Annotated in this window: 11 protein-coding genes; 8 read left to right on the forward strand and 3 right to left on the reverse strand. The window is 60.2% G+C overall.

The genetic code is table 11. The features are described 5' to 3' along the window. Window positions 1-43: 43 nt before the first annotated feature. Together BV034_RS09725 and BV034_RS09730 are read right to left on the reverse strand one after the other, a co-directional pair. Window positions 44-634, reverse strand: coding sequence for an HAD family phosphatase (locus tag BV034_RS09725; protein ID WP_050026485.1), 591 nt, complete (start codon window positions 632-634; stop codon window positions 44-46). 105 nt (window positions 635-739) lie between these two features. Beyond that, window positions 740-1,252 (reverse strand): hypothetical protein, encoded by a 513-nt coding sequence (locus BV034_RS09730; RefSeq protein WP_050026486.1) that lies wholly within the window; start codon window positions 1,250-1,252, stop codon window positions 740-742. Window positions 1,253-1,498: 246 nt separating this feature from the next. On the opposite strand from BV034_RS09730, the gene BV034_RS09735 reads away from it, so the two are divergent. The 4 genes from BV034_RS09735 to BV034_RS09750 all read left to right on the forward strand — a co-directional run bounded on the left by BV034_RS09735 (window position 1,499) and on the right by BV034_RS09750 (window position 7,900). Beyond that, on the forward strand, window positions 1,499-4,231 hold the full coding sequence (locus BV034_RS09735) for a hypothetical protein (RefSeq protein ID WP_050026488.1): 2,733 nt from the start codon (window positions 1,499-1,501) through the stop codon (window positions 4,229-4,231). A gap of 88 nt (window positions 4,232-4,319) precedes the next feature. Next, window positions 4,320-5,108, forward strand: a complete 789-nt coding sequence (locus BV034_RS09740; RefSeq protein ID WP_265592818.1) for an ATP-binding cassette domain-containing protein — start codon at window positions 4,320-4,322, stop codon at window positions 5,106-5,108. A gap of 209 nt (window positions 5,109-5,317) precedes the next feature. Beyond that, on the forward strand, window positions 5,318-6,460 hold the full coding sequence (locus BV034_RS09745) for an FtsW/RodA/SpoVE family cell cycle protein (RefSeq protein ID WP_050026491.1): 1,143 nt from the start codon (window positions 5,318-5,320) through the stop codon (window positions 6,458-6,460). A gap of 213 nt (window positions 6,461-6,673) precedes the next feature. Continuing rightward, window positions 6,674-7,900: an FtsW/RodA/SpoVE family cell cycle protein gene (locus BV034_RS09750; protein WP_081887700.1), complete on the forward strand. Its 1,227-nt coding sequence runs from the start codon at window positions 6,674-6,676 to the stop codon at window positions 7,898-7,900. 334 nt (window positions 7,901-8,234) lie between these two features. Here BV034_RS09750 and BV034_RS09755 read toward each other — a convergent pair whose 3' ends face one another. Then, the gene (locus tag BV034_RS09755) at window positions 8,235-9,695 is read right to left on the reverse strand and encodes a PLP-dependent aminotransferase family protein (protein WP_050026495.1); all 1,461 of its coding nucleotides are present in this window, start codon (window positions 9,693-9,695) and stop codon (window positions 8,235-8,237) included. Between the two features lie 149 nt (window positions 9,696-9,844). Here BV034_RS09755 and BV034_RS09760 point away from each other — a divergent pair, with 149 nt between their 5' ends. The 4 genes from BV034_RS09760 to BV034_RS09775 all read left to right on the forward strand — a co-directional run. Next, window positions 9,845-10,183 (forward strand): DUF2917 domain-containing protein, encoded by a 339-nt coding sequence (locus BV034_RS09760; protein WP_050026496.1) that lies wholly within the window; start codon window positions 9,845-9,847, stop codon window positions 10,181-10,183. Between the two features lie 622 nt (window positions 10,184-10,805). After that, on the forward strand, window positions 10,806-14,387 hold the full coding sequence (locus tag BV034_RS09765) for a hypothetical protein (protein ID WP_050026498.1): 3,582 nt from the start codon (window positions 10,806-10,808) through the stop codon (window positions 14,385-14,387). A gap of 14 nt (window positions 14,388-14,401) precedes the next feature. Further along, on the forward strand, window positions 14,402-19,081 hold the full coding sequence (locus tag BV034_RS35890; RefSeq protein WP_265592819.1) for a hypothetical protein: 4,680 nt from the start codon (window positions 14,402-14,404) through the stop codon (window positions 19,079-19,081). Then, a partial coding sequence (locus tag BV034_RS09775; protein ID WP_265592820.1) for a hypothetical protein occupies window positions 19,078-19,848 on the forward strand: 771 nt, incomplete at its 3' end. The genes BV034_RS35890 and BV034_RS09775, both read left to right, overlap by 4 nt.

The following is a 19,848-nucleotide window of genomic DNA, read 5'->3' on the forward strand; positions in this document are numbered from 1 at the left end:
AGAATCGGGGTGTCCTCCCCAGATTCATCCTTTTGGAGGTAGATTAGCGAAGGGTCCGCGGGATGAAGACCGCTTCCATGCCAGCGGCTTTGGCTGCCTCCAGACCGCTCCGCCCGTCTTCAAAGACCAGGCATTCCTCCGGCGGTACGCCCATGCGCTCCGCAGCGAGGAGGAACATGTCTGGGGCAGGCTTGCCCCGCTCCACATTGATCGGCGTGATGATGTGAGGGAAAAGGTGGAACAAGCCGGTGTGCTTCAGGCAGGCGTGTACGATCGGCTCCTCACTGCCGGAGGCGACGGCCATGGGCAGTTTGCCGAAGGTGGAGAGAGCGAGGTCCGCGACGGGATTGACCCGTTGAATCTCCGGGATGCGCTTCTCGAACATCTCGGCCTTGATGCGCACCACCGCGTCGGGATCCACGTTGACCTTGTGCAAGCCGTTCAGGACCACCACAGTGTCGTATTCCTTCACTCCGGCGAAGTGGTAGAACTCCTCTTCCGTAAAGGCGTACGTCGCGCCGTTGAGCCGGAGGGACTCAATCCAGCAGACATAGTGGAGCGGCATGGAGTCAACGAGCGTGCCGTCGCAGTCGAAGATGTAGGCGGAGAACTTGCGGTCAGGGAGTTGCAGCATGGGTGTCGCTCAAGATTACGAATAAAAAGCCCTTCCGGGGGCCGGAAGGGCGGGGGAAAACCGACGCGAGGGCTGGTCGTTCTGTGAAACGGGTCAGGCCCGAAATCAAGCAGCGGATTCCGCGTGTGTGTGATTGGTGCTCTGCGCCTTGGAGGCTGCTTCTGCAGGCAGGGCGACGGCATTGTTGCCACCCACCAGCTTGCGGAAGATGCGCTGCGGGAAGCTGTTGCCCTTTTCCTCTTCATTGAGGGAGGACAGGGCATTGGCCTTGGCAATTTCCCAGGCGGGAGCGAAGCCGGGAGCGCTGATGTTCATCTGCTTTTCCGCACGAGCGTAGATTTCCAGCTCGCGGTTCGCGCGGTTGTCCTGGCGGTCGTTGAGCCGGGCCACCTGCAGCCGGAGGTTCTCGTTCTCACCCTTCAGCCGGTCGCGATCCTTGGTGAGGTCGGTCTGCTGCTTGGATTCAAGATCCATTTTGTCATTGAGCATCTTCTTAAAGCGGCGCAATTCGCGGGCCGTCTTCCAGTGAGACCGAAGAGCGGAGAACAAGAGGGCCAGGCCAATGAAGAGGCCAATACCAAAGGCCCAAGCGTGGGTATAGTTAAGTTGGAGGGTCATGGGGCAGGGAATCTAAGCGACGTTGCAGCCTTGGCAAAGGGCAAAGGCATGCTTCACGCTGAGGTAATGTAATACTGTTCGATCCTCGTGACTGGCAAAGTGTCAGAATCTGCGGAAGCCGCTTGCAACTTCTGGAAATTCTAGTAAAAACAGGGTTGTGTGGAAAGACAAATATAGTATTGATTGTTCATCCCGCGAATGCGGAAACTCTCCCTTTTGCGAATCAATTTAGAACTTCGGGTTAACATGATTCCTGCCAATAACCCACATTCGGAGGCCACCGGGACTGCGAAAGCTGCGATTCATCCTGATCGGGTGGCGCTGGCCAATCTACAACCGTTCGGCAACGACATTTGTGCCACCTGGCATGAAGGGGAGGGTGAGCCAGCGGTGGCCATCCATGAGACGGCCCTGGAAGAGCTGCGAGCACTGGAAAACGAGGGGCGTGTCATTCTGCTGAGTGCTCCCAGAGCAGGCCACGGGAAAACGCACCTGCTCGGCCGCGTGGCAGAAAAGCTGCAATCTGAGGCCGTGGTGGCAAGCCTGCCCTGGCAGACGGAGGATGGTATGACCTGGGCTGGCTGCGGACGTGGCATCGTGGCGGACCTCGCCTATTCAGGGGTGAAGCCCAATCTTTTGCAGCGCGTATGCAGCGGGGTGCATGCGGCCTTGCTCAAGCGACTCATTCAGACGGGGCGGATCCCCAGCACGGACCCCAGCCAGGCGCTGCGGGTGTTGTCTCAGGATCCGATGAACCTGTTTTCCGACAGCGGTCCCGCCAAAGTGATCGGCGAGTGGTTCAGGAAACACTACGACCAGCTGCACACGACCCTCACCGAGGTGACCTACCTGGAAGGGCGCGCGGAGGTGGCGGACTGGTTGCGGGCCATGTTTGACTACGTGGAGCAGCCCACTGCGGCCAATCTGGCGACGTTGGCGGCTGGCATGGATGTGACGGGGCCGGAGCAGCTCGTGCGATTCCTCAAGCTGGTGGTGATTTGGAAGCCGGTGGTGCTGGTGGCCGATCACATGGACGGCCTCTATCGTGACGCCGAGGCGGGAGTTTCTGTGGCGCGCATGGCGCTGGAGCTTACCTCCCTGCCCGGTGTGCGGGTGGTGCTGAGCATGAATCAGGACCTGTGGGACACCACCTTTGGCCGACAACTGCCCAGTGCGCTGGAGGACCGGCTCAACGCCCGCAATGTGTCCCTCGCTGGTCTGAATGCGGCGGAGGCGATTGAGCTCATTGAGTTGCGAATGGCCAAGGTGGGGGTGGGGGAGCGCCATCGTGAAGAGTTTCTCGGTTATCTGGACCTGGACCGTTATTTCCTGGGTCGTCCCACTGGCAGTGTCTCCACGCGTGGCATGCTGCGGCATGCCGCCCAGGCCTGGCGCAAATGGCTGCGCTCTGCGGCTACAGAGACCGGCAAGTCCGGTCCCCTCGGTGCGGCCGATGGGGATGCTCTGCCGCTGATCCTGGAGGATGTGGGCAGCCTGCACGCTCCTTCTGCGATGTCGCCCTTCCTGCCTGAGATTGAGGAAGAGGAAGAAGAAGACCTCTCGGCCCTGGCCAAGCATTTGGCAGAAGACCAAGGGGGCGAAGTCGTGAGTCTGGCAGGATCCCCGGCACCTGCCGCTCCCGCGGGTGGGAACATTGCTCCCATCCTGCCGCAAGTGAATATCGAGCCGAGGAACTCGTTCCTGCCGCTCGTGGAACCGCCAGCGAGCGTGCCCGCCGCATTCGCTCCGGAAGTGGCGTCTGTTGCACCATCAAGCCCAGTCGCAGCGCCAGAGGAACTGCCCGCGCCGCCAGTTGCTCCTCCGTCCCCGCCGATAGAGCGGTCTCCGGCCAAGCCAGCATTCTTCTCGCCGTTTAGCCCGGACAACGGTCAGCACGCACCCGTGCCTGTACCGGCTCCTCCGGCAGAGGCGGCGCCCCAATTTGCGCCCCATCCGCCCGAAAGTGTCTCGCCGCCGCAGCAGCCGTTGACGGGACCGGAGTCGAGCACCGCCAGCCAACCAGACAGCAGCTTTACGCCCGCATCAAAACCCTCCCCGGAGGAGGCGAACTCATCGCCATCAGGCGCTTCGGCAGTCCCAGGGACCTTTGGTGGGCCTGCGCCGACCTCAGCACCAACGCAGCCTCAGGCCGATTCGTCTGAGAACAACTTCGAGCGGCTCCGCCAACTTCTTTCGAAGGTGAGGGCAACCGCTGAGCCCACCGTTCTGCCGGATGCGGCGTCGAAGTCGCCGCAGAAGGTCAGGATCGTTCCGGCGAGTCCGGCCAAAGAGTCGCCTTCCAAGCATCGGCTGATGCCCCCGGGTGGCCCTGCCGGCGTGGCGGCGACGACCACGGCGACCGCGCAGTCCAATGGCATCGCGACGGAGTCCAAAGGCACGCTCCCTCAACAATTTAGCGCCCTGCGCCAGCAAATTCTCGGTCGAGATCAGCTTCTGAAGGTCAACTGGCCCATGATCGCCAATGTCGTGCGCGTGGCCGGGAAGCGATTCCCAGTCGTGACTTATGATGAGTTGGAACTGCCGGGCTTGGGGGGGCGTTCTCTCTCCCGCTGGCGGTTGCAGGGGGCGGAGATGATCTTTGGGCTCGAAGACTTTGCTGACGAACGGTATTGGAAGACGGTAACGAGCTTCGTGGTGGGCCGAGTGGCGGAACTCACCGCAGCGGCGAGTCAGATCGGGCAGCCCTCTCCGCAGATCAAGCTGCTGGTCTTTAAGGGTGACATGGAGGCCGCTCCCTTGGCGGGACTGCTTCAGCAGGACGTCATTCCTTCCGCGCTGCGGACGCATCTGGATGTTGTGCACCTCGACAACCGCAGCCTCGCCAGCCTCTATGCCATGAACCAGATCCTCACTGACACGGAGACTGCCCCAGGGGGTGGTGATCTCCATGGGGTGATGACCTCCCTGGCAGGTGAGTTGGACTTCTTCTGGAAGCGGATTACCCGTCCGCTGCGCTAGTCCCGCCTCCGGAGTGAGGCGCAAAAGAACTTTGGATTTTTGAAGTTTCCCGGTGGGGGGCATGTGCTACACTCGCCCCGCCCGGCTTATGACACCTCTCGTTCGCGTCAACCAGCTCAAAATTCACTTCCCTGTGCATGCAGGGTTCCTGCGCCGCAAAGTGGATGAGATCCGTGCGGTGGACGAGGTCAGCTTCTCCATTCCTGAAGGGGGCACTCTGGGCCTCGTGGGAGAGAGCGGCAGTGGCAAGTCCACCATCGCCCGCGCGGTGCTCAAGCTCATACCCGCCACTGGCGGGGAAGTGATCTATCGGGACAAGAACATCCTGCCACTGAGCGAGGGCGAGTTTCGCCCCTATCGCAAGGAGATGCAGATGATCTTCCAGGATCCGTTTGGCTCGCTCAATCCCCGGATGACCATTGAGCAGATCATCGCGGAACCGCTGCGCATTCATTTCCGCCATCTGGACAAGGCAGGTCGCCGGGACACGGTGGCCGCATTGCTGGAGCGCGTGGGCCTGCCCGCAGAGGCCATGTGGCGCTATCCGCATGAATTCAGCGGTGGCCAGCGCCAGCGCATCGGCATCGCGAGAGCCTTGGCCGTGCAGCCCAAGTTCCTGGTGTGTGACGAGCCCGTCAGTGCCCTGGACGTGAGCGTGCAGGCCCAGATCATCAATCTTCTGCAGGACCTGCAGGAGCAGTTCAAGCTTACCTATCTCTTCATCGCCCACGACCTCGCCGTGGTGGAGCACATGAGCGATGAGATCATTGTGATGCACCGCGGAAAAATTGTCGAACAGGGCACCGCGGAGCAGGTCTGTGAAGATCCTCATCACGAGTACACCAAAAAGCTCCTCGCGGCGGTACCTTCTCTTTAGACGAAAGACTTGAAGACAGAAGACAAAAGACCTGACCATGGCTCTGAACTGCGTTTGAGAGTTCGGAAAAGAGTGGTGGGTGATGTCTTCGTGGATTCGCGAGGCGAGTCTTCATCAAGTCTTTGGTCTTTGGTCTTCCAGTCTTTTGTCTGCCAATGACCCCTCTCTTTCGCAAATTTCTAGGTCTTAACTGGATCCTCGCTCTTAACATGATCGCATTGATCGTGTGGGGCGTTTGGGCCATCTACAATGCCTCTTCCTTCCGTGAGGGGATGAATCTTTCCACCATCTGGCGCAGTCAGGTGCAGTGGGGGGTACTTGGGCTGGCAGTGTTTGGAGTGGCATCGCTCATCGACTACAAGTGGGTGCGTTGGGGAGGGTGGATCCTTTATTTTGGCGGGATCCTGGGGCTGATCGCCGTGAAGATTTGGGGTATTGAGGAGAAGGGCGCAAAGAGCAAGATCCTCATTGCGGGTGTCCCCGTTCAGCCATCCCAGTTGGCCATTGTGGCGACCATTGTTTCACTCGCTGTCGTCTTGGGAGACCTGCATCGCATCGCTCCGGTCTTCAGGCACCATTGGCTGCGGCTGGGGGTGTCTGGAGTGCTGGCGGGAATTCCGATGGCGATGGTATTGAAGGAACCGGACCTCGGCTCGGCCGCAGTGTATGGTCCGGTGGTGATTGCCATGCTGCTGGTGGGAAGTATTCCCTTCCGGTACCTCATCACACTGTTCTTGGGGGTGATGTGCATCCTTCCTGTCGCCTACTTCTTCGGTCTCAAGCCTTACCAGAAAAAGCGTGTGGAGGTGTTCGTCAACATGCTCGCCAACAAGAAGGTGGACACCCTGGGGGAAGCCTACATGGCAGACAAGGTGAAGATTGCCGTGGGCTCTGCGGGTTTTGAGGGGAAGGGGCCACTCTCCGTCAAAGTGGACGGTCGCTCGGTGCATCGCACTTTTTACACTCCTACTGAGGCGATCAACGACTTCATCTATTCCGTGATCGTCGAGGAATTCGGGTTTCGAGGAGGGCTCTTGCAGATTGTGGTCATGGCCCTGCTTTTATTACAGTGCATCTTCGTGTCTTTCTATGCCCGGGACAATTTAGGCAGGCTGATCGTGGTGGGGATTGTGGGCATGTTGTTTGCCCACTCGATGCAAAACATGGGGATGAACATCCTCATGATGCCCATCACCGGTCTGCCTCTTCCCTTCACCAGCTACGGCGGTACGTTCCTGATCGTTTGCATGTTCCTCATGGGCATGGTCCAGAGCGTCTGGATCCACCGCAACATTTCCCCGATCAAGAAGACGAGTCGGCGTGATGACGAAGGGGAGCAGGACGAGTTTTGACCCGGCTTCGCGGGGAGACAGAAGACTTCAAGACGCAAGACCCAAGACTTGAACTGAAGAAAGTTCGTTTAAGACGGGTAGGGCCGATGTGGGGGGCCTGTTTGCCCATGACATTTTCAACTGATGTGAAAAGGCTTTGAGCATTCACATCGTGCTTGAGTCTGAGTTGGTCCAGTGGTGTGTGGGACGGGCTTCCGCAGCGCTGAGTTCGTCATGCGTACGCTTCTTCGCAAGTTCTGCCGTCTCCATTGGCTGCTGGTCATCAACCTGTTCGCGCTGCTCGCATGGGGAGTGTGGGCGATCTACAACGCGTCTTCGTTCAGAGAGGGACTCTATTTATCGGGGATATGGCGCACTCAATTGCAGTGGCTGGCATTCGGAATTGTGACGTTAGTGGTCACGGCCGTGATCGACTATAAGTGGCTTCGCTGGGGCGGTTGGCTTCTTTATGTGGGAGGGCTGGGATTGCTCTTTCTATCCTTTGTGAATGATCGGGGCTGCGGAGCAAGAGGCGCAATCAGTCTGGGCTTCAGCAGCCTTTCTGCTCCACAACTCGCTTTGGCGATGACGGCCGTTGCTCTCGCTGTTGGACTTGGGCATTTGCATCAAGCGGTGCCAATATTCCGGCACCAATGGTTGCGCATCGTGCTAGCCGTGGTGCTCGCGGTGATTCCGATGAGGATGTTGTATGGGGTGCCGGATTTGGGAGCGGCTTGGACTATCGGGCTGGTATTCGTGTTGATGTTGCTGATGGCCAGCATCCCGGGACGGCATCTGGCTCTACTCCTGGCTGTTGGGATTTGCCTAGTGCCCTTGTGGTACCATTTCGGACTCAAGTCGTACCAGAAAAAGCGGGTGGACGTCATGGTCCAGATGATGACCAGCCCGAGCTTGGAGGTGCGCGGAGAGGCCTACATGAGCGACAAGCTGAAGGTGGCGGTCGGCTCGGCTGGCTTTACAGGGAAGGGACCGCTGTCCAGCAAGGTGGAGGGGCGCTCGGTGCACCGGACCTATTTCACTCCTACCGAGTCGATCAACGACTTCATCTTTGCCGTCATCGTGGAGGAGTTTGGCCTTTTGGGAGGACTGTTGCAGATGGTGCTCTTTTTGCTTCTGTTTCTGCTGTGCATCCATGTGGCCTACACCGCCAGAGATGAACTGGGCCGGATGCTGGTCGTGGGAGTGGTGGCAGTGTTGTTTGTCTGCTCCTTGCAAAACATGGCGATGAACATCTGCGTGTTTCCCATCACCGGGCAGCCTTTGCCTTTCACCAGCTTCGGAGGAATCTACCTCGTCCTCTGCATCTTCATGATGGGCTTGGTCCAGAGTGTGTGGATCCATCGTCACGATGTTGCGCCGCTGCCATCTCCGGAGTCAGATTCTGGGGAGAATTCAGTGCTTTCTTCAGAAGTGGAGCCACAGCCCCGTCTCAATGGGTGAGTGGTAGTAAGACGTTAGACGAGCAGCGGGCAGGGGCGGACGTATTTGGGAAGATTGAGGACCCTGGAAGCCTGTTCAGCCACAGACGGTGAAGGGCGGGCCAGACCGCCACAACTCCTTCGGAGTAGCAATTCACCTTTGGTTGACCCAACGTAGACTCGCTGGAAGCTCGTCAACATTGGGCTTGTGGCCAGATCCTCTTCGAGGAAGAGCTTCGGTCCTGAGCGCAGGCATCCATGCTGTCGAACACCATCAGTTTCCCAGGTTCCCCTTTCTGACTGATTGCAATCGGTTGTCGCAACGCTTCACTCCCCGGGCGAGGCTGCCGCCACCACTATCGCATCGTCGCCACGATTCGGCCGAGGGTCTTTAGGGCTCGATCGATGGTGTTGGACCAGGGATTGCCGCAGTTGAGACGGATGAAGTTTTTGAACCTCTGTTTGGCCGAGAAAATGGGGCCGGGGGCAATGCTGATCTTTTCCGTGAGGGCGCGGTGGAAGAGTTCGAGGGAATCGATGCGGCTGGGAAGTTCTACCCAGAGGACTTGGCCGCCGCTGGGGCGGGTGAGCTTGGTCTCCTCGGGGAAATACTTGGCAATGGCCTCGCTGACCAGGTTGACCTGGTCTGCGTACACGCGCTGCACTCGCCGCAGATGGTGGGCATATCCGCCATTGGCGAGGAAGTCGGCGATGGCCATCTGGGGAAGAGTGGCGGTGGCGATGGTGCTGACCGTCTTCAGCAGTTCGACCTTTTCCTGAAACCTTCCCGGCGCCACCCAACCCACGCGGTAACCAGGAGCGAGGGTCTTGGAAAAGGAGTCGCAGAGGAGCACGAGGCCTTTCTTGTCGAATGCTTTGGCGGTCTTGGGGCGCTGCGGAGTGAAGGAGACATCACCATAGATGTCGTCCTCGATGAGCGGGATTTCCCGCTCTGCCAGCATCTCTACGAGGAGACGCTTGTTCTCATCCGGCATGCAGCTGCCCAGTGGGTTGTTGAAGTTCAGGACAAAGAGGCATGCCGCGATGGGTTGGTGCTCCAAAGCATAGGCGAGTGCGTCCAGGCTCACGCCATCGCGCGGATGGGTGGGGATCTCGAGCGCTTTCATGCCCAGAGACTCGATGCACTGAAGGATGCCAAAGTAAGTGGGGGATTCGATGGCGATGGTGTCGCCAGCCTTGGCCACGGCGCTAAGGGAGAGATGCAGCGCCTCCATGCCGCCGCAGGTGGTGACGATCTCATCCGGAGACAGGGCGCAGCCTGCATCGAGGGCGCGCCGGGCGATCTGAATGCGCAGGGCCGTGAGGCCGGGGGGCACGTCATAGCTGCTGCCGAGCTCTGGGGAGCGGCGGCCCAGAGCGGCCATGGCGCGATTCAACTGTCGGGTGGGCAGGAGTTCAGGGCTGGGGATCGCGGCACCCAGAGCCACCAAGCCGGGGTCGCGCACGGCTTTCATCACCTTCATGACCAGCTCCCCAACCGTGACCTGGGTGGCACGGGTAGCTGGGCGGGACATCTCGGGCTCTGCCGGCGGCTTCCACGATTGCACCCGCACATAGTAGCCGGATTGAGGGCGTGCCTCGATGACGCCGCGATCCTCCAGGACAGTGTAGGCCTGGAGCACCGTGGAGACGCTCACGCCCTGCTGCTCGCTCAGCCTGCGGACGGAAGGAATGCGTTCCCCAGGGCGGAGAGTGCCTTTTTCAACGAGATCCTGAATATGCCCCGCGACCCTTTCATAGAGATTGCCGACCCCTTCTGGGGGAACCAGTGGGGGTGACTTGGGGGACACGGACATGGGTGGAACCTGCCTCATCGGATGCGTGCATCACAGTAACACTTTATTGAATTGTTCACCAGCACAGTTTCAGGTTGGGAGAACTGTACCGGTTCAGAAAAGCAAGGGGTGAATCTGTGCTGATTCACCGGGGAGGGTACCTTGTGTCCATGAACGCAAGCCGCCCGCACCCCATTCAACTTGGCAAAGTCTCTGGATTCCCCCGCGCGTGGGAAGCCGTGGTGGCGCGGCTGCCTTTTCTTCCCAAGACCCGCCGAACCTCCTCTCATGAGATGGAAGTGGAGAGCGGTGAGCTGGTGAAGTTTCAACATCCCAGCGAGGTGACACGGATCATCTGTGTGCGGGGGCTCCTCTGGATCACCCAGGAAGGGGATCAGACGGACTACGTGCTGCATCGCGGCCAGTCCTTTGTGCCGCAGACTGCCGGACTTGTGCTGGTGGAGGGTATGCATGCGTCTCTGATCCGGCTGGTGTCACGGGAATCGTGATACTGGGCCCGCTGCGCGGGAGACTCCAGACTAGAAGATACAAGACGCCAGACTTGAATGCTGGCGCATGGCTGTGCCCGCCCTACAATGTCCACTTCAGTGGACGTGCGACTGAGCGGGGCTGGGAACCCCCGCCTCCTGTACCCGTGACCAAGTCTCAAGACTGGATGGTCGCAGAAAAAAGGAGGCGGGGTCTCCGGCCCCGCGGCCTGCTGCGTAGGCGGAGCGGGGAGGAGATCACGGGACGCATGGCGTGTGAGCCGGTTGGCACAACCGCACTACGCCAGAGGTGTGGCGAAGGAGATGTCCGGACGACTCGCTTGGGAGTATTGGTTGGTGAACCGCGACCAAGCGATGAGATGACTTCGCCGCTTACATAACCCTTACAAAGATGTGACAAGAGGCTGACTCAAGGTGGTCGAGACAGCGGCATGATGGGAAACCTGCATTTTTCCCAAGGGCGGGGCAGCTGTAGCGTGATGCGGGTTGCCAGGCCTGTGACGTGTGACAGCCGGGTTCTTCACCGAGAACCTTGTCATGCATCAGGGATTTTTGTAGGTTTTCAGCCAAATATGCAGGTGTCCTGCATTTTGAAGTGCCCGCCGCTCCCGCCCACCCCCTCATGAAGTCGCGTCGTTTCCTCCCCGTCCTGATGGCAGTTTTCACGATGGGTCGTCTTTTGACGGCTCAGGATCCTGCTCCGCCGAGCCCGGCCGTGCCGACCCCTATTCCGCCCCCGGTGGTGACGCCGCCAGCGCCTGTGCCCGTGCCGACGCCGCCCCCGGTGGTGATGCCGCCCCCCGCCCCACCCAAGCCACCAGAGAACACTGGGGTGCCAGTTCGCGAGAGGGAACGCACGATCTACGTGCCGTACACGGAGCTGCAGAAGGTCTTCACCGATGGTGGGAAGGGCGTGTTTCTGCCGTACAAGGAGTTCCTCGAACTCTGGAATGAACTGAACCTCAAGCGGACGGAGGAGGAAACCAAACCCCCGCAGGAGGGGATTGTCTCCCGGGCAGAGTACACAGGCAAGGTGGAGGGGGATCTCCTCGCCGTGGAGGCAAAAATCACCGTGGAGTCCTTTAAGAAAGGCTGGTTGACCATTCCGCTGGCCAAAGGCGGCAAGCTCTCTGCGGTGGGCGATGCGGAGGCAGGCAAGGCGGTGCTCTCCAGCAAGCCGGACGGGTACGACGTGATTGTGCCGGACAAAGGGGTGTATGAGCTCAAGCTCAAGTTCTATGCTCCCGTCGCGAAGGCAGGAGGAAAATTTACCGTCCCGCTGGGACTGCCGACGGCAGCCGTGTCCCGATTCACAGTGGTGGTGCCGGGAAAGGGCTGGGAGTTTGAGGTAAAGCCTGCCGCGGCCTTCACTTCCCGGCCTGTGGGTGAGGATACGGAGTTGTCCTTCTTCTTTGGCAACGGAACTCAGTTTGGGGTGACGTGGAGCAAGACCGAGGCAGCCACGGCGCTGGCACCGCTGATCCTGGCGCAGACCAAGGTGACCAGTGAGGTGCGGGGGGGATCGGTGGCCTCCAAGGCTGCAGTGGATCTGCGGATCCTGCGGGCTCCTGTGAGCGAGTTGAAATTCAGCGTGCCCGCTGGGCAGGAGGTGCTGAATGTGACGGGTACCGATGTCAAAGAGTGGAAGCTGGAGGTGAAGGGCGACCGTCAGCAGTTGATTGTTTCCACGAACGCGCCGGTCAAGGACAAGTGGAGCGGCACCGTGGCGCTGGAGTCACCCCTGCCCAAACTGCCTTCCGACGCAGTGGTGCCGGACATCGTGGTGGAAGGAGCGGTGCAGGATCGTGGCGAGATCGCCGTTCTGGCAGAGCCCCAGTTGGACGTGACTCCCAAACCGGGAGACGGCCTTATTCAACAGACCGCTGCGGGAGCCGGAGCGGAAGGGCTCGTGAATGTGGCGGCGTACCGGTATCTCAAGCATCCCGCGAAGCTCCAGGTGGGTGTGGTGCCGGCTGTGGCTCAGGTGGATGTCGAGAGTGTGAGCCGCTTCATGGTGGACCGGGATCGCTCGAAACTGGTGACAGAGTTCGCCTACAACATCCGTCGAGTGGGCCTTTTTGAGGCGCGCGTGGCTTTGCCTGATGGATGGACTGGCTGGGAAGTAGTAGGAGTGCCGCCGGAAAAATGGAGTGTGGAGAAGCAGCCGGTCACTGTCAATGGTGCGGCGGTGCAGAAAGACCACCTCGTGCTGCGATTCGATTCGCAGACCCTGGGGAACACCAAGTTCACCGTGCAGGGCCAGAAGCTGCGGACCTCTCCCACCGAGGACCTCGTGGTGCCGACTTATTTCCTGAGTACACCTGGCTACCGGTATGAAGCGAAGATCGGCGTGGTGGTGCACACCAGCCTGGAGGCCACCACAAAACAGATCGGGGACCTGAGGTTGGAAGACGTCAACTTGTTGAATTTCAAAGAGACCACGGCGGAGAATCGGGAGCTGACGCTGGCCTTCCGCCACCGGGATGCGGTCAAGACTCAGGCCACGCTGGGCTTCAAACAGCGGCCGCCTCAGGTCAACGTGCAGGTGCTGACGCTGGCGCAGATCCGCGAGCAGTCCACGCTGCACCAGTGGACGCTGGCCTTTGATGTGGCGTACGCCGCGATCGACAAGTTCATTCTCGCGGTGCCCAAGTCGGCGGCCGCCGAGCTTCGTCTGGTGGATCCGCTGGTGAAGGAGGTGAACAAGGAGTACCAGCCGCCCGCAGCGGCAGCGGGGGCGGCGCCTCTGCTGCCCAATCTGGAGGCCTATGCCCTGTGGGAGGTGACCTTGCGCAACGAGCGCCAGGGGGTGTTCAATATTACCTTGAACCTGGAGCAACCCAGTGCGGGCGGCGAGGCGGCGAAGGTGGAGCTCCAGCAGGTGCATGTGCCGGGAGTGTTTCAGGAGACCGGTCAGGTGGCGGTGGTGAAGGATGACAGCCTGGAGATTCGCGAACCGGTGGCGGAGAATCTTGAGGAGATCGACCCCAAGGAACTGAATGACCAGCTCCAGCAGGCAGGCGTGTTTCTGGCGTTCAAGTACAAGACCCAGCCGCTGAGCTTGAAGCTGGATGTCGCACGCAATGCCTACATTGAAGTGCCCCAGACCGTGGTGACTCACGCCGTGCTGACCACTGCGGTGGCCACGGATCGCGCTCAGACCACGGAGGTCATCTACTGGCTGAAGAACAATGCGCGTCAGTTCCTCACGGTACAACTGCCCAAGGGGGCCAAGCTGGTCAGCGATGTCTTCGTGGCCACGCAGTCCCAGCGTCCCATGAAGCGGGAAGGTTCGGATGATTTGCTGGTGCGACTCCCTTCGGGCGCCGCCGCGCGCAACGCGGCCTTCCCGGTGCGGTTTGTCTATGAAATCCCCAGCCCGAAGGCGGGAGAGAAGATGGGGTGGATGGGGGGAATTTCCATTGTGCCTCCCACACTGGCGGATGTGGCAGTGGTGCTACAGACCCAGCAGGCGCTCTTTGTGCCGGAGAGCCATGAGTACACGAAGTTCAAAGGACCCATGACTCTGAGTCTGAAAGAGCGTGGGTGGGGCCGTTTCCGCGGCATCGTCAACTCGCTGGTGCCGGCCTTTGGTCCACAGTTCACCCAGAGTTCGGGCGACTGGACTCCGGCACCGGCCATTCCTGCGGAGCATCGCAGCACCTTCGATTTCCAGGTGCCGACCCAGGGGCGCAATTTTGTGCTGCATCGGCTGGGGGCACCGGCCGCCACAGACATTTCCTACCGTTCGCGCGGCTGGTCTTATTTCCTGGAGACGCTGGTGTTCTTCGGAGTCATCGTGCTGGGACTCCGCCGCTGGCATCACCCCTTGCCGGACAAGCTGCGTTTCCTGGTACTGTTCGGGCTGGGAGGTCTGCTCGTCACCGGCCTGGTCAGCGCTGCCAATGCGCAGGTGGCCAAGGGAGCCGTGCTGGCTGCGATCTTGGTGGCGGTCTTGTGGTTCGTCTGCGGGGTCATTCATCGGATCAAGACCCGGGCTCAGATGTTCAAGAAGCGGCTGAGTCCTCCCGCTGTCGTACCTCCGGCCAGCAATCCCAATCCTGTTCCAGTGACGTCTGCCCCCGCAGCGCCACCGTCGGCGGCTGCGTCTGAGACCGTCGCGCCGGAGCTTCCCAAGGTGGAGCCTCCATCCCCGTCTGGCCAGGGCAGCAGCCCGGAGAATGATGGCAAGAGCAACTCCTAGTGGAGGACCCTGACATGACCCGCCTGAATTCATTCCGGCGTCCATGGTGCTTCGCACTGGTGGCGTCGTTGTTTCCTGCAAGCCCCTTTCTGGTGACGGGGGTCTCCGCTGAGGAGGCTCTGGTGACCCCGGCCACGCGAGTGGAACTGTGGGTGCCCACCAAGCACCTGGAGGAGGTGCTCAAGAAGCACCCGAATGCCGTGATGCTCGACGCCAAACAGTACGAGGCGCTCATTCGCGATGCAGGCAAGGTGAAGCCCATCGAGAGTGCGGAGCCGCCGGTGACCACCGCCGTTGAAGACGCGCGTGTGGAGGTGACGGTGCCGCCCGAAGGGCCCACCGTGCAGGTGGAATATCGCTACGTGCTCAACAATCTGGGCAAAGGGTGGTGCGAGGTTGAACTGCCGTTGCCGGTGCGCGATGGCGCGAGCATGAAGCTGGTCGATGTGAAGTCGCAGCGTCCGGTGATGATCCATGCCGGTGAGGAGAGTGTGCGAGTGCTCACGGAAGGAGAGGGACGGCACGAGCTGAAGTTCGTCTTCGCCATGGTGACGTCACCGCAGCCCGGATTTGACTTGACGTATCCTGTGGCGGCATTGGCAACTGCTTCGTCCACGGTGGTCAAATTGAACCTGCCTGCGGGTTGGCAACCGGTGGACTATCGTGGGGAAGTCGTCAAAGCGGGAATTCGCGCGGTTGAAAATGCCGGGCGCTATTCGGTGCCCTCCGCAAACTTTAACGACGCCCTGAAATCCAAGCTGCGTGTGTTCACCGTGGGTTGGAAAAGGTCGGATGCCACCCGTCGGGATGGCCGGGAAACCGCCGTGCGTGGGAGGATGATTTGCAAGCTCACCCCGGACAAGCTGGTGGGAGTGACGATGCTGACCTATGCCCTGCTGCCTGAGATGGAAGGAGGCCGGTTGCACATTCAGGTGCCTGCCGGAGTACAGGTGTTGGGAGTAAGGTCAGACGTCGGTCAGCACCGGTGGAAGTTGGAGGGGAACCGTCTGGAGGTGGAAGAAGTGGGGCTCCCTGGTTCCGTGCGGAGCCTCGTGATCGGATTCGAGCAGCCCCTGGTTCTGCCTCTCTCGGGATCGATGCAAGCCACGCTGCCAGTATTCAAGGACGAGCGGGGAAGTCTGTTTGATGGATGGAGCTGTGTGCTCCTTGCCAGTTCCGGAGTGGACGTGAGGTTCGATGAGCTCTTGCGAAGCAGTTCCCCACCTGGACAGGAAGTGTCGGATGGTACTTGGCCCGCGGTGCTCCGCGAATCAGCGGAGGTGTTTGGCCTGGACGCCAAGGCGGCGACGGCTCTTCACCATGATATTCGCAAGCATCCGGAATTTGTCGCGGCCATGGACTTTGATGCGCCGCCTGCCAAGACGGGTATCACGGTGACTCGCGCACCGGATCGATTCAGCGTGGATCAGGACACGAGTGTCATCCTGTCCGCGCATGAGGCCGCTATTGCCCGGACTCTCACCCTTCATGGTGAGGCGGGGACTACCGAAAGGGCTTCGGTGACACTGCCAGCCGGGGAAACCTTCCTGGGGGCTCAGTCAACCGGTGCCGCTCCACTGGAATGGAAACAGGTGGGGCAGGCTCTGGAGTTGTTTTGGCCCCGTGGGTTGGCGGCTGGAACCGATGCGATCTTCGTAGTGCGGACTCGCAAGGAGATCGGCACAGCTGCCGCAGAAGGTGCGGGTACCGAAGCCTTTGCCCTGAGCGGACTTCAGGTTCCTGGCTCAGCGCGGACCACGGGATATGTGGCCCTGGCATTTGATGAGTCGTGGAAGGTGAATGTGACCGCCACGACCGGTCTGGAGGCTCGCGACATCAGGCTCTCCCCGGTGAAAGGCCGCATGGCCTGGTATTGCCTGAAGGACTGGCAGCTTCAGTTCGAAATCTCCCGCCGCGCACCCGTGCACGATGTGGCGGTGACGGCCTATGCCCTGCCGCGGGCGCGTCAGGTGGAGATCGAGGGCCAGCTGGAGCTGCTGGTGAATGGGGCTCCGCTTCGCAAGTTCGATGTAAAACTGGATCCCAAGCTGGCGCCTTTGTTCCGCGTGACGTCTCTGTTGGTGGCGGAGCAGGTGCTGGATGATGCGACAGGCGTCTGGCACTTCACGCTGCGGAAGGAAGTGCTGGGCACGGAGAGCGTCCGGTTCCGGATGAGCCTGCCTGCGACAGATGGGGACAGCCAGTCCCTGCGCTCCGCCTTGCCGGACATCGGCACGCCCGGCGCCCGACGTCGTACCACGGCCTGGGTGGTGGAGGCGAATACGGACACGGAGATCGAGTTTGAAACAAAAGGCGTGCAGCCCTTGGACTCGCTGCGGCCTCCAGCGGTGTCTGGCTATCAGCCGAGACATCGGGTGATTGCTGCCTTCAGTTCAACCGGTGGAGAACACTCCATCCAGATCACGGCCAGACGTCACAAACCGGCCGCTCTTGCGGGGGCTCTCGTGTTGCAGGCTCGTATGGTGAGCATCATTGGCCAGAATGGTCCGGTACGCCACGAAGTGACCTACACGCTGCGGCACAATGGCCGGCAGTTCCTCTCGCTGGCGCTTCCCAAGGGGGCGGTGCTGTTGAGCACCCTGGTGCAGGATCGGCCTGTGAAGCCCGTGCAGGCTGGCGGCGTCGACCAGTTGCGGGTGCCTCTGCCAGTGCTGAACTCCGAAGCCGATTTTGTATCGGCCAAGGTGGTCTATGAAACGGCTCCAATCACTTGGGGCTCATGGGGCAAGACACCTCTGGAACCTCCTGCAGTGTTGGAAGGGGTGCCTGTGCTGAGCTCACAGTGGAAGGTGCATGTGCCAGATGGCTACGCCCTGCACCATAGTGGAGGCGGACTGGAAGCAGGTGAGGAACCTGTAGATGCGCCCAAGAGCCTCCTGGCCACCCTTTGGGATGAACTCCCACTGCCTTATTGGAGTTCGGGTGTGAAGCATGTTGAATCAGCATCTATCGAATTCATGCCAGGAGGCGGTTCTTTGGCCAAGGAAGGGCAGGGCGACTGGTGGATCGAGAGCCAACGTCCAGAAAATGCTGCCGCCATTCAGGCTCTGACGATGAAGCTCGAACAGATCATCTTGCCGAAGGTGCATTTCGCGGGAGCCTCGTTGGAGGCCGCGATGGGCGAACTGGACCGGATGGCGACCGAGAGTGATCCAGCAAAAAAAGGGGTGCGCATGGTTGTGCAATCGGCGACCGTTCCGAGCACTGCGCAGATCAGCCTGGATCTGACCGATGTGCCCCTCAGTGAAGCTCTGCGCTACGTGACAGAACTGGCTGGCTTCAAGTACGTCATCAAGACAGACCATGTCGAGATCGTGCCCCTGTCAGATGTCGGCACAGAGCAATACACGCGGCGCTTCAAAGTTCCATTGCGGCACTATCTTGAATGGCAGAGTCAGATGACCGGACACAAGAGTGAGCTGCCGCCCAAAGGATTGGTTTCAGTGGTGGATCTGCTGAAGGCCCAGGGCATTCAGTTTCCTGAAGGGGCGAATGCCGCCTACGATGCTGAGTCGGAGGCGTTGGTGGCTCGCAATACGCAGCCCAATCTGGATCAGGTGGGGGCCTTTGTGGAAAGCATCCAACGTGTGGACAGGATAGCGGATGATCTCCGCATGCAGGAATTCGCGGAAATGCCTCAAAATGGAGAGGGTGCGGATGCCAGTCGCTACTTCACCAACAAGTTGGACAGGATCATCATTCCCCGAGTCCAGTTTCAAGGGGCCTCAATTGAAGAAGCCCTTGAGTTTCTGCGAATCAAGAGTCGTGACTTTGACACGGTGGAGCGAGATCCTTCAAGAAAGGGCATCAATCTCATAGCGAAGCATGGCTCTACACCCAGCACGGCGCAGATCAGTCTGGATCTCAAGGATGTGCCGATGAGCGAGGCTTTGCGCTATGTGACTGAACTGGCTGGAATGAAGTACAAGATCGAGCCGTTCGCTGTGGTGGTCGTACCTCTGTCGGATGCAGGGACTGAGATGTACACGCGGACTTTCAAGGTGCCGCATGACTTCCTCCGCCTGGATGCCGATGGGACCGGTCCGGTGGACCCCTTTGCGAATCCCAATCTGGAGTCTTCAACTCTGAAGCGGAAAGCAACTTCTCTCAACGTTCTCTCCAGCCAGGGGATCAACCTCCCCGAAGGGGCATCGGCGGTTTACGTTGCCGCTACGAATCAACTGATCGTGCGCAACACCCAGGCGAACTTGGATCAGGTCGAGGCTTTTGTTGATTCCATGAACGCAGCCGCCTTGAAAAGGCTGCGCGCCAAACTTGCCAAGTCCAGCAAGGCGGGGATTCTTCCTGTGGAGCTTGAACTTCCCACTGCCGGACAAGTCATGGAGTTCTCAGGCAATCAAAAGGCGGAGCCGCTCTTTATCCACTACGTGTCGTGGGACTGGCAGTTGTTCCGCACCAGCCTTCTGGTGATCCTCGGAGCCCTGGCGTTCCGGTTGATCGGGCGTGATCGTCCCTGGATGAGCACCCTGTTCGTGTGTCTGCTGCTCACGTTTGTCCCTCCTCTGTTGTTTCCCAACTTGTTGCCTTCCTGCAATGCCCTCCTGCTGGGATGGCTCCTTGGCTTTGTCCTCCGACTTCTATGGAAATTCCTCCTCTGGTGCACGCCGGTCCCGTCTTCACGGCAGATTCGCGGAAAGGAGTTCGCGGTATGAACCATTCCCTACTCAGTTTTAGAAGGCTGGCTCTTGGCGGGGCTCTGTGCCTGACCGTGGTTCACGGGTTGTGGGCACAGGAAAAACCGGAGTTCCCATCGGATCCGGCGGTGCATTCCGTCATCGTGCCGTTTGACGCCTCTCGTCCGTTGAAAGGGCAGCAACCTGAGCGTTATTACCTCGACTATGCCACCTTTCAAAAGCTGTGGGACCTGGCCAAGGAGGCCCGCCGTCCTGAAAAGGAAAAAGAGGGGGTGAAAGGCGACGCCGCAGGGGTGAACCTGGCGCTGCATGAGGTGGAAGTCCGCGAGACCGAAGTGGTGGTGAGCAGCAGGCTGCATGCGACCACTCAAGGGGACTGGCGAATCCTGCCGCTCGAGATAGCACTTGGGGACGCCGCTGGCGGTCAATGGATGCTCGATGGACACGCTGCGCCTCTGAAGGACGGTGGTGTCCTTATCGAGAAGCCGGGGGCTCATGAACTGGCCGGGACGGTGTCCCGCGCCATGCCGCAAGGATGGAGGGAAACAACTCTTAAGCTGCCTGTGGCCGTGTCGAGTGTGCTGCGGGTCAAGCTGCCGCTTTCGGATGGCCTGCCCGGACTGGGGACGGCTATCGGGGCACAGATGATCTCTGAAGAGGTGAGGGACGGTCACCGCGTGTTCACCTTTGCCCTGGCCGGGGTGCGCGAACTCAAGTTACAGCGAGAACCATCCCGCCGGGTGGCAGGGGATGCTGTGCCTGCTGTGGCCGAGGTGGAGGCCTAT

Source organism: Verrucomicrobium sp. BvORR034, assembly GCF_000739635.1.
GTDB lineage: Bacteria > Verrucomicrobiota > Verrucomicrobiia > Verrucomicrobiales > Verrucomicrobiaceae > Verrucomicrobium.

Coding starts and splice junctions, on each gene's coding strand:
- BV034_RS09725 (WP_050026485.1), bottom strand. CDS start 634: ATGCTGCAACTCCCTGACCGCAAGTTCTCCGCCTACATCTTCGACTGC.
- BV034_RS09730 (WP_050026486.1), bottom strand. CDS start 1,252: ATGACCCTCCAACTTAACTATACCCACGCTTGGGCCTTTGGTATTGGC.
- BV034_RS09735 (WP_050026488.1), top strand. CDS start 1,499: ATGATTCCTGCCAATAACCCACATTCGGAGGCCACCGGGACTGCGAAA.
- BV034_RS09740 (WP_265592818.1), top strand. CDS start 4,320: ATGACACCTCTCGTTCGCGTCAACCAGCTCAAAATTCACTTCCCTGTG.
- BV034_RS09745 (WP_050026491.1), top strand. CDS start 5,318: ATGATCGCATTGATCGTGTGGGGCGTTTGGGCCATCTACAATGCCTCT.
- BV034_RS09750 (WP_081887700.1), top strand. CDS start 6,674: ATGCGTACGCTTCTTCGCAAGTTCTGCCGTCTCCATTGGCTGCTGGTC.
- BV034_RS09755 (WP_050026495.1), bottom strand. CDS start 9,695: ATGTCCGTGTCCCCCAAGTCACCCCCACTGGTTCCCCCAGAAGGGGTC.
- BV034_RS09760 (WP_050026496.1), top strand. CDS start 9,845: ATGAACGCAAGCCGCCCGCACCCCATTCAACTTGGCAAAGTCTCTGGA.
- BV034_RS09765 (WP_050026498.1), top strand. CDS start 10,806: ATGAAGTCGCGTCGTTTCCTCCCCGTCCTGATGGCAGTTTTCACGATG.
- BV034_RS35890 (WP_265592819.1), top strand. CDS start 14,402: ATGACCCGCCTGAATTCATTCCGGCGTCCATGGTGCTTCGCACTGGTG.